Origin of the sequence: Cupriavidus sp. U2 (genome assembly GCF_009663685.2) — a bacterium.
Taxonomy (GTDB): Bacteria; Pseudomonadota; Gammaproteobacteria; order Burkholderiales; family Burkholderiaceae; genus Cupriavidus; species Cupriavidus necator_C.
The window spans coordinates 228945-241518 of the sequence record NZ_RCOG02000001.1; the positions used below are offsets into that span (position 1 = coordinate 228945).

General features: G+C 65.4%; 11 protein-coding genes. 9 read left to right on the forward strand and 2 right to left on the reverse strand.

Annotation, left to right across the window (positions count from 1 at the left end; translation table 11 throughout):
* Positions 1–68: 68 nt before the first annotated feature.
* The 3 genes from tpx to D9X30_RS01090 all read left to right on the forward strand — a co-directional run bounded on the left by tpx (position 69) and on the right by D9X30_RS01090 (position 2155).
* A complete protein-coding gene (gene tpx / locus D9X30_RS01080) occupies positions 69–569 on the forward strand; it encodes a thiol peroxidase (protein WP_153947240.1) in 501 nt (166 codons plus the stop codon).
* A gap of 105 nt (positions 570–674) precedes the next feature.
* On the forward strand, positions 675–1622 hold the full coding sequence (locus D9X30_RS01085) for a carbohydrate kinase family protein (RefSeq protein WP_153947239.1): 948 nt from the start codon (positions 675–677) through the stop codon (positions 1620–1622).
* Positions 1623–1687: 65 nt separating this feature from the next.
* On the forward strand, positions 1688–2155 hold the full coding sequence (locus D9X30_RS01090; RefSeq protein WP_092601343.1) for an outer membrane lipoprotein: 468 nt from the start codon (positions 1688–1690) through the stop codon (positions 2153–2155).
* Between the two features lie 235 nt (positions 2156–2390).
* Here D9X30_RS01090 and D9X30_RS01095 read toward each other — a convergent pair whose 3' ends face one another.
* Entirely contained in the window at positions 2391–3041 is a 651-nt protein-coding gene (locus D9X30_RS01095; protein ID WP_153947238.1) for a histone H1-like DNA-binding protein, read from the reverse strand.
* Between the two features lie 1984 nt (positions 3042–5025).
* Between D9X30_RS01095 and D9X30_RS01100 the strand changes: the two genes are divergently transcribed.
* The 4 genes from D9X30_RS01100 (at position 5026) to D9X30_RS01115 (ending at position 10061) form a co-directional block, all read left to right on the forward strand.
* Positions 5026–5499: a DUF2147 domain-containing protein gene (locus tag D9X30_RS01100; protein WP_153947237.1), complete on the forward strand. Its 474-nt coding sequence runs from the start codon at positions 5026–5028 to the stop codon at positions 5497–5499.
* Between the two features lie 173 nt (positions 5500–5672).
* Positions 5673–6644, forward strand: a complete 972-nt coding sequence (locus D9X30_RS01105) for a Bug family tripartite tricarboxylate transporter substrate binding protein (RefSeq protein WP_153947236.1) — start codon at positions 5673–5675, stop codon at positions 6642–6644.
* A 371-nt stretch (positions 6645–7015) separates the two neighbouring features.
* Positions 7016–9301, forward strand: a complete 2286-nt coding sequence (locus tag D9X30_RS01110; RefSeq protein WP_153947235.1) for a TonB-dependent receptor — start codon at positions 7016–7018, stop codon at positions 9299–9301.
* A 73-nt stretch (positions 9302–9374) separates the two neighbouring features.
* On the forward strand, positions 9375–10061 hold the full coding sequence (locus D9X30_RS01115) for a Fe2+-dependent dioxygenase (RefSeq protein WP_153947234.1): 687 nt from the start codon (positions 9375–9377) through the stop codon (positions 10059–10061).
* 65 nt (positions 10062–10126) lie between these two features.
* Here D9X30_RS01115 and D9X30_RS01120 read toward each other — a convergent pair whose 3' ends face one another.
* Positions 10127–11017 (reverse strand): LysR family transcriptional regulator, encoded by an 891-nt coding sequence (locus tag D9X30_RS01120; RefSeq protein WP_153947233.1) that lies wholly within the window; start codon positions 11015–11017, stop codon positions 10127–10129.
* Between the two features lie 153 nt (positions 11018–11170).
* On the opposite strand from D9X30_RS01120, the gene D9X30_RS01125 reads away from it, so the two are divergent.
* Positions 11171–11569 (forward strand): tautomerase family protein, encoded by a 399-nt coding sequence (locus D9X30_RS01125; RefSeq protein ID WP_153947232.1) that lies wholly within the window; start codon positions 11171–11173, stop codon positions 11567–11569.
* A gap of 129 nt (positions 11570–11698) precedes the next feature.
* Positions 11699–12532, forward strand: coding sequence for an aldo/keto reductase (locus D9X30_RS01130; RefSeq protein WP_153947231.1), 834 nt, complete (start codon positions 11699–11701; stop codon positions 12530–12532).
* Positions 12533–12574 lie beyond the last annotated feature (42 nt).

Consider the following 12574-nt stretch of genomic DNA (forward strand, 5'->3'; position numbering starts at 1 on the left):
GCCCCCCTCGCCACGCCGGCCGGCAATGCACCGGGCCGGCGGGCTGTACTTTTCTGACAGGAGCAACCATGAGCAATGTGACCCTTGGCGGCAACGCCATCGAAGTTGGCGGCAAGTTTCCCCATGCTGGCGACAAGGCACCGGCTTTCACGCTGGTCGGCAAGGACCTGAAGGACGTGACGCTGGCTGACTTCGCAGGCAAGCGCAAGGTGCTGAATATCGTCCCGAGCCTGGACACGCCCGTCTGCCAGGCGTCGGCACGCAAGTTCAACGAGGCTGCCAGCAGCCTGGCCAACACCGTGGTGCTGACCGTCTCGGCCGACCTGCCGTTCGCCATGGGCCGCTTCTGCACCGCCGAAGGCCTGACCAACGTCGTGACGCTGTCGACGATGCGCGGCGCCGACTTCAAGAACGCCTATGGCGTGGATATCAAGAGCGGACCGCTGGCCGGCGTCTGCGCGCGTGCCGTGGTGGTGGTCGACGAGAACGACACCGTGAAGTACAGCGAGCTGGTGCCGGAAATCAAGCAGGAGCCGAATTACGACGCTGCTCTGGCTGCACTGAAATAATCTGTGCGGTAGAACACAGTCGTACCAGCGTTTCCGCCCGTCATGCACGGGCGGAATTATTTAACGTATCTGTTGCGGCCCTTCGCCGGGCCATTTGGAGAAGAGATGTCCAGCCTGATCTGCGGTTCCGTCGCCTACGACACCATCATGACGTTCGACGGCCGGTTCCGTGAACACATTCTTCCGGACCAGATCCACATGCTGAACGTCTCGTTCCTGGTTCCGGGCATGCGGCGCGAGTTCGGCGGCTGCGCCGGCAACATCGGCTACACGCTCAAGATGCTGGGCGGCGATCCGATCGTGATGGCCACCGTGGGCCAGGACGCCGGCCCGTACCTGCAGTACCTGCGCGACCTGAGCATTGCCACCGACCATATCCGCACGCTGCCCGACACGTTCACGGCGCAGGCGATGATCACGACCGACCTGGACAACAACCAGATCACCGCATTCCACCCGGGCGCCATGGGCCAGTCGCAGCTCAACAGCGTGCAGGACGCGCTGGGCGCCGGCAAGCGCCCGGCACTGGGCATCGTGGCCCCGGACAGCCGCGAAGGCATGCTGCACCACGCACAGCAGTTCGCCGACGCGGGCATTCCGTTCATCTTCGACCTGGGCCAGGCCATGCCGCTGTTCAACGGCGAGGACCTGCGGGCGTTCATTGAACTCGCCAGTTACGTGACGGTCAATGACTACGAAGCACAGGTCATGCTGTCCCGTACCGCCTGGACCAGCGCCGAAGTGGCCGCCAAGGTTCGCGCGTTCATCGTGACGCACGGTGAACGTGGCGCCAGCATCTTCGCCGATGGCCAGCAGTACGCCATCCCGGCCGTGCAGGCCGAGCGCGTGGTGGACCCCACCGGCTGTGGCGACGCCTTCCGTGGCGGCCTGCTCTACGGCATCGAGCAGGGCATGGACTGGGAAACCACCGGTCGCCTCGCCTCGCTGATGGGTGCGCTCAAGATTGCCCAGCAGGGCCCTCAGAACCACTGGATTTCGCGTGAGGAAATCGGCAGCCGCTTCGCGGCGGCGTTCGGCTACCAATACGCCTAAGATGAAAAGGTGAACCGCGCACACCGGACGACGACGAAGGGCGCGGCATTCAGACGGGAGTTGCGATGAATCAGATCCTTCGAATCGGCGGTGTCGCGGTGCTGGCTACCGTGGCGCTGGTCAGCGGCTGTGCCAACTACTCCAATTCCGGCAGCGTCTACGCACCAGGCCAGGCACAACGCGAGCAGACCGTGCGCTATGGCGTGGTCCAGGGTGTGCGCGAAGTCATGATCCAGGGCGGCTCGACGGGCGCCGGCACGCTTGCCGGGGGCGCCATCGGCGGCGTCGCGGCGGGCAGCACCATTGGCAGCGGCGGGGGCTCCGTGGCAGCCGGCCTGCTGGGCGCCGTGCTCGGCGGCATTGCGGGCAGCGCGGCAGAGAACCGCATCACGCAGCGCCGTGGCCTGGAGATCACGGTTCAGCTCGAAGACGGCGACATGCGCGCCATCACCCAGGAAGCCGACGAGGTGTTCCGCCCCGGCGACCGGGTGCGCCTGCTGTCTTCAGGAGGCGTGACACGCGTCTCGCACTGAAACATGACAAGCCGTCAGAAAGAAACGCCGCGTGCCCTCGGGCCGCGGCGTTTTTCATTTGACGCGGCCATCGCCGCGCCCACGGCCAATAAAAAACCCGCCGGGCACGGATGCCATCGGCGGGTTGGCAAGACTCGCTGTCTTGCAGACCGGATACGGCGTATCCGGTCAGTGTGGCACGCGATGCGTGCCCAGGCGTTTCCCGGTTGTGATCGCTCGCACGAGGGCGAGGCAATTACGGACGGTTGCCCGTCGGGAACGGCCAGGCCGCTGCTGGGTTCAGCGCGGTCTTGGCGGGTGCGGCAGCTGCCGGTGCAACGGCGGGCGCAGCAGCGGGCTTGGCAGCCTTGCGGGCAGCCGGCTTCTTGGCGGCAGCCTTCTTGGCAGCAGGCTTCGCAGCCGGCTTGGCGGCGGCCTTCTTGGCAGCCGGCTTTGCAGCAGCCTTCTTCGCGGCAGGCTTGGCAGCAGCCTTCTTGGCAGCCGGCTTCTTGGCAGCAGCAGCCTTCTTGGCCGGTGCGGCCTTCTTGGCGGCAACCTTCTTCACTGCGGCCTTCTTGGCCGGTGCTGCCTTCTTGGCGGCGACCTTCTTGGTTGCAACCTTCTTGGCGGCAACCTTCTTCACTGCAGCCTTCTTGGCCGGTGCTGCCTTCTTGGCGGCGACCTTCTTGGTTGCGACCTTCTTGGCGGCAACCTTCTTCACAGCGGCCTTCTTGGCAGCCGGTGCAGCCTTCTTGGCGGCTACCTTCTTCGTAGCAACCTTCTTCACAGCAGCCTTCTTGGCGGCCGGCGCTGCCTTCTTGGCGGCGACCTTCTTCACAGCGGCCTTCTTGGCGGCCGGCTTGGCAGCCTTCTTGGCGGCCGGCTTTTTCTTTGCAGCAGTTGCCATGGATAACTCCTTCACTAGCGTGAAATATCGAATGACCTAAATGGACGACCCGACCGATCCGAGGCGCATGGAGGCATGCCCCAATCGAGCGAGCGATTCATCGGCGCACGACAGCTCGAACCGCACGCTAATGAATTCGGTGGCAGGGATACCGGCGCGACCCGTGTCGCGCACCGCGGTGTTTTCACGGCAGCGCAAAATCCGCGCGCTGGCTGCAAAGCCAGCTTCCAGGCGGATTTCCGGGGCATGCCGTGCCCTGGAATATTCGATCGGCCCGCGCCGCACATCGTGTCGGCGCGCAGCCTGAATAGAGGAGATATCGGTCAGCAGGCCTGCAGCACGGGCTTGGCCTCGCGCACTGCAGACGGTAATTCCACGGGGGTAGCTCGCCCATCCCGTCACTGGGCCACAGGAGACTGCACGCGTTGTAAGAAGCCTGATCGGCCCGGTCTGCGTCAAAGTTCTGGTGCTCCTCGGCTACCCGCATTCACTGCGACAAAGCATCGCGTCATCGTTGCTTCTTGCTTGCCTTCTTGCGACGCCCGCTTCGTCAAACACATCGATGCAATGAAGTGAGACTCTTGTCAAGGCGAATCATAATTCGTTTGCTCGATGATGTTAAGAAAAAAGTGCAAAAAAACTTGCGCGCAAGAACGAATCGATCTAATTCACGCGCGCACGCCGAACACAACACCATCGATACGCTCTCTCTTCGAGACGCGCGTACACCAAATGAAGTTCCATCACGCGTGTGTTTCGATGGTGGAAGAACACCTGGCGACGCGACGGCGCAGCGTGTGTTCGCACCCTCCGCGCGCGTCGTCCAACCGCCTGCACGGCACGCCGATGCGCGAGATCACGGCGACGCTTCGCATGGATCGGCGCCGACTGGAAACCCGCGTGAATATTGGCTTTCCGACACACACGCAGTGGCGCGGCAGCGTGCCGTCCGGTGGCATCGCACAGTGCGATCCTGGGACGCCGGCGGTCACGCGCCAGTGCCTTGGCAAGACGCGCGCGCGCCCTTCGACAAGCCGATCGCGCGACGGTCGCGTCGATGTGTCGGTGAGCCTCGCGTGCGTCGATCAGACAGTTGCGCGAGCACGACGAAGGAGTGATGCGCCTACGCAACGGTTTCCCTCTTCGACACGTATCGCCCCCCGCGTTTTGACATCAGTCGTGCGATGGATGATGTGTCGACGCGCGTACGAACTGGAGGCCGCAGTGCCCCGCGCTTGCCCGGCATCGCATCGCGCGTGGTGTCGTCGGCCGGCCAGTCGGGCCATCGCGCGGACCGAGCGATCGCCGTGCACCGCCGGCGTCTCGGCAACCGGTGCGGCTGCCATCGACTCAGCTTGCGCGGCGGCGTCGCATCGGTCCGCGCGCATCGGATGTCCATCGTTCGACGCGTCGGTCGCCGCCGGCAAACTGCTGCGCGGTCAACCATCCACCAGGCACGATCATTGATCTGCTGACGATGCGCGCATTCGGGTTCTTACCGATGCCGTCACCGCCGCCGCGCAGCCGGTCGGCCGACGTCGCCAGGAACACCGGGGCGACCGCGCGTCAGGGCGTCGGTGGCGCGCTCGGGTGTGGCGCGCCTGCGCCACGGGCCGGCTAGAGGAATGTCTCGGGAACGCTTCCCGCGCGGTGCTTGTTGCAGGACAAAATCGAGGCCAGCCGCCGCCAGGCGGGCGATTGCCGGAGGTGCCGCGGTACGCTCTGGTGCGTACGCAAATGGACGCGGGAGATTGCAGCGAACGGCGCGCGCCAGTAGATTGGCGTCGCGCGATGCCGATGCCGGCCAGCGCGGCACGCGGTTCATTGCGGACCGTTGCAATCGTGCTGACCCGGAAGCCGGCATCCTGCACGTCGTGTACGACTTGCGTGTCAGACCTGCAGGCTGGCTGCAACCTTACCGACCGACATAACCCGCGCCGCGCACTGGCGAATCCGCCATCGCGACACTGAACTGGAGATCTTCATGCGCATGACCGACCCCCGCGCCCTGCTTCGCCATACCGCCCGTGCCGCCGTGTTCGCCGCCGCACTCACCGCCAGTGCCCTGGCGATGGCGCAAGCCACCCCGGCGGGCACATGGCAAACGATCGACGACGCCACCGGCAAGCCGCGCGGCGTGATCGAGATTACCGAGAAGGATGGCGTGTACAGCGGCAAGCTCGTGAAGAGCCTGGTGCCGTCCGAAGGCCCGCCCAAGGTGTGCGACAAATGCACCGACGCGCGCAAGGACCAGCCCATCATCGGCATGACGCTGCTAACCGGATTGCGCAAGACCGGCGACAACGAATGGACCGGCGGCGAGATCCTGGACCCCGAGACCGGCAAGCTGTACAAGTGCAAGATGTCGATGGCCGACGACGGCAAGAAGCTCAACGTGCGCGGCTTCATCGGCATCAGCCTGATCGGCCGGACGCAGACGTGGGTGCGCCAGCAGTGACGTTCTGATGCCATCGCCCGCGCGCCGCTCATCCCGTGGCGCACGAACGGCGCACGGGCGATACAGAAAAGCGCAGCAAGAACGACGCCACCCACGCCATTCAGCAAACTGACAGCTTAGTTCGGTAAGATCGATCCCCCGATCCTCTTTACAACAACTACCGGAGACCAAGCATGCCATTGTCCCCTCGCGGCCGCACGCTGGCCCTGGCGCTCGCCGCCACCTCGCTGATGGCCACCACCGCCCACGCCGCCGATGCGTGGCCCAACCACGTGATCAAGTTTGTCGTGCCGTTCACGGCCGGCGGGGCCAATGACCTCGTGGCTCGCGCCGGTGCCGACGCCGTCAGCAAACGGATTGGCCAGCCCGTGGTGATCGAAAACCGTCCCGGTGCCGGCGGCATCGTGGGCGCCGACTACGTGGCCAAGAGCAAGCCCGATGGCTACACGTTCCTGGTAGGTGCCGTGGGCACCGTCACCAACAGCCTGATCCGCACGAAGATGCCCTACCAGCCCGACGACCTGGTGCCCGTAGGCCTGATCGCGGTCAGCCCGTCGGTCATCGTGGCATCGCCGTCGCTGCCGGCGAACAACGTGAAGGAACTGATCGAATATTCGAAGAAGCAGGGCGGCGTGCCGTTTGCCACCGCCGGCAGCGGCAGCACACCGCATTTCGTTGAAGAAATGCTTAAGGAAAAAGGTGCGCAGCTGACCGTGGTGCCGTACAAGAGCGGCTCGGAAAGCATCACCGCCGTGATCGGCAACCAGGTGGCCGCCACGTCAGAGGCATCGATCGTGGTGCTGCCGCAGATCAAGGCCGGCAAGCTCAAGGCGCTGGGTGCGACGTGGGACAAGCACATGCCCGCCGCACCGAACATCCCCACCACCGCGGAGCAGGGCCTGCCTGAAGTGCGCATCGGCCATTGGGCCGGCATCTTCGCGCCGAAGGGCACCGATCCCGCGATCATCAAGAAGCTCAATGCCGAACTGAGCGCCGGCATGCAGAACCCCGAGATTCGCGAGCGCCTGATCCAGAACGGGATCGAGCCGGCAGGCGGTTCGGTGGAGAGCTTCGTTTCCTTCATCAAGACGGAGCGCGAACGTCTTGGCCGTATCGCCAAGAACGCCAACATGACGGCCGACTGATCGGCAGGGAATGGGCCGGCCAATGGTCGGCCCACGCCCCATCCAGAACTTTTTTGGATGCGATCACCGGCCCCGGTGATCCTATGTCTGCACGCGGCCCGCGACATGCGGGCCGTTTGCATGCGGCCGGACCTTGTCAAATTTGACAGATAGCGCCGGAAATGTGCACGACACTGCCCAACACCACCCATAGCGCAGTTTGCGATGTTTGATTTTGCAGACATCTGACCGCCGGCAGCATGTCTGTGATCGCCACGCAACGCGATTGCAACGAGAATGGTTCTTATTTATATTGCCGATCGCCCGAACATTTAGCCCCGGTGGTGAAGCCGGTAAAGGGCCCGGCAGTACGGGGCGCACTGGAACTGACAATGCTCCGTCGCACCCCTGTGGCTACCGCGCTGGTGGCCCTCTTTGCCGCACCCGCCGTCTTCGCGCAGCAAGCCGCTCAGCCGGCGCAGCAGGCGCCCGCATCGCCCGCCGCAGCCCCTGCCCCATCGACCGCCCCATCGGCGCCGCAAAATGGCGAATCCGTGCCGCAGACGCTGCGTGAGGTGACGGTCCAGGGCTCCGCTGCCCGCGACGACTTCAACCCGATCGGCAGTCAGCTGTCGAAGCTGCCGGCCGACCTGCGCGATGTGCCGCAATCGGTGACGATCGTGAACCGGGCGCTGATGGAATCGCAGGGCGCCAGTTCGCTGGCCGATGCGCTGCGCAACGTGCCCGGCATCACCATCGGCGGCGCCGAGGGCGGCCAGATTGGCAACAACATCAACCTGAACGGCTTCTCGGCGCGCACCGACATCTACCTGGACGGCTTCCGCGATCGCGGCCAGTACTACCGCGACACCTTCGCGCTGGACCAGGTCGAAGTGCTGATGGGCCCGTCGTCGATGCTGTTCGGGCGCGGCTCCACGGGTGGCGTGATCAACCAGGTCACCAAGAAGCCCAAGTTGCAGGCCGCCACCGAGGTCACCGGATCGGTCACTACCAACGGCCTGGTGCGGGCCACGGCGGATGTGAACACGCCCACCGGCGACACCTCGGCCTTCCGCATCTCGGCCATGGCCCAGGACGGCAAGCCGAGCACGCGCGACGAGATGACCGTGCAGGATTTCGGCATCGCGCCGTCGTGGCGTTTTGGTATCGGCACCTCGACGGAGATCACCCTGTCGGCGTTGCTCCAGCACAACGAGGACATGCCCGACTACGGCCTGCCCGCCATCAACGGTCATCCGGTCAACGTCGATCGCAATACGTACTACGGCTTCAACAACGACCGTACGCGCCAGAACATCGTGTCGCTGAATGGCGCCATCGACCACAAGTTCTCGCCCAACCTGCGCCTGCGCAACGTCACGGCGTTCAACTATGTGGAAACCGATGCGCGCGAGACCGCGCCGAATGCGGTGGGATCGATCAACGCGGCCGGCGCCTTTACCGCGCTGACCACCACCAACCTGCCGCTGTCGCAGCTGTACGTGCGCCAGCAGAGCCATGACCGCAACATCCGCGACTACTCGATCTTCAACCAGACCGAGCTGACCGCGAAGTTCGACACGGGCCCGGTCAAGCACACGCTGCTGACCGGACTGGAGCTGGGCCACGACGGCTACAACAACCAGAACTACTACCGCAACGGCAGTTGCGGCAGCACGCCACTGAACCCGGCCACGGGCACGTCCGGCTTCGTGGCCTGCACGCCGGTCATCGATCCGCCGTACCGGGATTCGCCGGGCAGCGTGGCCACCCGCACCGGCAACCTGCAGGGCGGCTCGGCCAACACGGTGGCCGTCTACGCCAACGACTCGATCGAGTTCTCGAAGCAATGGAAGGCGGTGGCCGGCCTGCGCTACGACAAGTACATCGCCAGCATCAGCAACTCGGTCAATTCCGGCAACACGGCCGGCAGCACGGTGCTGCCCAACGCCAGCCAGGACGTCCACTTCACCAGCGTGCGCCTGGGCGGCATCTGGCAGCCGACCGAGACGCAGTCGTACTACATTTCCTACGGCACGTCGTTCAACCCGTCGCTGGAACAGCTGGTCGGCACGGTGGGGCAGCAGTCGCTGGACCCCGAAAAAAACAAGGCCTACGAGGCGGGCGGCAAGTGGGATCTGATGAGCGGCAACCTGTCGGTGACGTCGGCCATCTTCCGCATCACCAAGGACAACGCGCGCAGCCAGATCGACGCCACCACGTACGCGCTGACCGGCAAGATCCAGGTGGATGGCTTCCGCGCCGGCGTGACCGGCCGCATCACGCCCAAGTGGCAGGTGTTCGCGGGCTATACGTACCTGGATGCCGAGATCAAGAGCGGTATCGCGGCCGGCACGCAGGGCATGGTGCCGACCAACACGCCCAAGCACACGGCCACGGCATGGACCAGCTATGCCATCCTGCCAAGCTGGGAAGTGGGCGGCGGGGCGTTCTACATGTCACAGCGTTATGCCAACAATACCAATACGGTGCAGGTTGGCGGCTTTGTGCGCTGGGACGGCATGATCGCCTACCACCAGCCCAAGTACGACGTGCGCCTGAATCTGTTCAACATCTTCGACAAGAAGTATTACGATGCGCTGATCCAGTCGGACGGCGGCCGGTCGGTGCCGGGCACGGGCCGTACCGCAATGCTGTCGTTCACCTATCGCATGTAAGCGCCGCCGGGGCCGCACGCCGCGCCTGGCTGTTTCGCCATGGCCTGCCCCCGGCCCCAACCGGATGTCTCCGATGCTGGTTCGTATTCCGAAGGTTCTCAACGCCGAACAGGTGGCCGTGGTGCTGGCGCAGCTGGAACATGCCGGCGATGCCTGGGTGGACGGCCGCGTGTCGGCCGGCTATTCCGGCGCGCCGGTCAAGTTCAACCAGCAGATCGACGAGAGATCCGAAGTGGCCGCCCAGTGCCAGCACCTGATCCTGGCCGCGCTGGAACGCCATCCGCTATTTATTAGTGCGGTGCTGCCGAACATCGTCTATCCGCCAATGTTCAACCGCTACAGCGAGGGCATGACGTTCGGCGCCCACGTCGATGGCGGCGTGCGCATCCATCCGCACACCGGGCGCAAGCTGCGCACCGACGTGTCCGCCACGCTGTTCCTGTCGGACCCCGACAGCTACGACGGCGGCGAATTGCAGGTGGAAGACACGTACGGCGTGCACGCGATCAAGCTGGCCGCCGGCGACATGGTGGTCTACCCCGCCACGAGCCTGCACCAGGTGACACCGATCACGCGCGGCACGCGGGTGGCCAGCTTCTTCTGGATCCAGAGCCTGATCCGCGACGACGGCCAGCGCGCGCTGCTGTTCGACATGGACAACGCGATCCAGACGCTGAACCAGACCAACGCCGATGCGCGCGCGCGGCGCAGCCTGGTCGGCTGCTATCACAACCTGCTGCGGCAGTGGAGCGAGACCTGAGCCCGGCCGCCCTGGCCCGCCCGATCCGACCTGGCCCCATCGGCGCCATCTGGCTGTTCAGCCGTTCAGCCAAATTGCTCCGCCAGCGCCTGCCGCGCCTGGCCGATGAACTCGCTCTCGCCCCGGCGCGCCGCTAATAGATAGAACTCCGCCGAAGGCAGTGCCGGCAGCTTCCAGCCGGCCACGCCCGCTGCATCCAGCGGCGTCACGCCGGGTCCGATGGCCGATGCGTTGAGGCACGACACGCCCAGACCGGCGGCCAGCGCCAGATGCAGGCCAGCCACGCCCGAGGCCGAGTGCGCGATATCGAATTCGCGCCGGCGCCGCATCAGCAACTGCACGACGAACTGGTGCATCGAGCAGGTATCGGGCAGCAACACCAGCGGCAGCGTAGCCTGGGGTTCTTCGGAAATTTCCGGTGCGGCCACCCATGCCAGCGCCTCGCGCCGCAGCACCGTGCCGCCGCGCGTGGCGCCCGAAGTCTTTTCCGTGCCGCGTGCGCCGATCAGCCGCATGCTCAGGCCGATGTCGAACGCATCCATCTCGGCCGCCGCCTCGATGGCGGCGCTCTTCATGACCGTGACGTGCAGCTTCAGGTAGGGATAGCGGTCGCGCAGGCGCCGCAGCATGCCAGCGATCTCTCCGGGGCGGAAATAGTCGGTCACCGCCAGCCGCAGTTCGCCATCGAGCGTCTGGCCGCGCAGTTCGGCCAGCGCCTGTTCGTTCAGCGACAGGATGCGCCGGGCATAGTCCAGCAGGCGCGCCCCGGCCGGCGTCACCGCCGCGCCCTTCTTGCCGCGCGTCAGCAGCGGCACGCCGGCACGCTCCTCCAGCTTGCGCAGCTGCTCGCTGACCGACGATTGCGACAGGAACAGCCGGGGCGCCGCGGCCGACAGGCTGCCGCTCTCGGCCACGGCCACAAAGGTCCGGAGCTGGTCCGTTTCGAATCCGCGCATGATTTGAAGTTTCGGCTATTCCGATAGATGGCATCGTATATTCCCGCTTTTCCGATTTCAAGGTAACGCCTACGATGACATCACCGCAGCACGCCAATACGCCAACCCGCAAGCGCGCCGCAACGTGAAACCCAAACCCGAAAGGAGCCAGTCATGCCCCACGTATCCCTGCAGATTTCCGGCCATCCCGATACCGAACTGACGCGCCGCGCCGTGGCCGTGGTGGGTGAACTGACCCAGCGCGTGCTGGGCAAGGAAGCCCCCGTGATTGCCACCACCGTGACGTTCATCCCGCGCGAGCAGTGGTTCATTGGCGGCAAGCCGCTGTCCGACTATGACAAGGGGCGCAACGCCTTCCAGCTCGACATCAGCGTGACCGACGAGACCAACACCAAGGCCGAGAAAGCCGATTACCTGCGCCAGTCGCATGCCGCGCTGTCCGAGCTGATTGGCGACGTCAACGAGGTGTCCTATATCCATGTGATCGACGCGCGCGCGGCCGCCTATGGCTATGGCGGCAAGACCCAGGAATTCCGGCACCAGCACCGCTGATGGCTGGCGCGGCCCGCGCGACGCTGATTGCTGCAGTCAGGTAAAAAGTGCCGTGCGGGCGGCGCGCTTGTGCCGCGTGGCGATGTTCACTAGTGTGGAGGGCAAGTTTCCCGAAACCGGAGGCATCGCATGAAACAAGTCACGCTACCCGGCGGCGAGCGCGTGCCCGCGCTGGGTATGGGTACCTGGAATATTGGCGACCACCGCGCCACGCGCGCCGAGGAAATCGCCACGCTGCAGATGGGCCTGGACATGGGCCTGCGGCTGGTCGATACCGCCGAGATGTATGGCGAAGGCCTGTCCGAATCGCTGGTCGGCGAGGCCCTGGCGGGCCGCCGCGACGACGCCTTCCTGGTCAGCAAGGTCTATCCGCACAACGCCAGCCGCAAAGGCGCGGTGGCGGCGTGCGAGCGCAGCCTGCGCCGGCTGGGCACCGACCATCTGGACCTGTATTTGTTGCACTGGCGCGGCGACGTGCCGTTCGAGGACACGATCGAGGCATTCCAGGCGTTGCAGGCGGCCGGCAAGATCCGTTATTTCGGCGTCAGCAACCTGGACCTGTCCGATATGGAGGAATTCTGGGACACCCCGGGGGGCGATGCGGTGGCGGTGAACCAGCTGCTCTACAACCTGAGCCGGCGCGGCATCGAGTTCGACCTGCTGCCATGGTTGCGCGAACGCAACGTGCCGGTGATGGCCTATTCGCCAATCGAGCAGGCGCGGCTGCTGCGCAACGCCGGCCTGAAGGGCTTTGCGGCGAAGCATGGCATGACGCCCGCGCAGGCGGCGCTGGCCTGGCTGCTGGCGTCGGACGACATCATTGCGATTCCCAAGACTGGCCAGCGCGACCGCCTGCGCGAGAACATGGGCGCGCTCGATATCACGCTCACGCCGGGCCAGCTGGCCGAACTGGACGCGCTGTTCGCGCCGCCGCGTCACGCGCAGCCGTTGGCGATGCTGTGACGCGGGGCCGTTTCAGGCCGAACGGACGAGGTGGAATCCGCG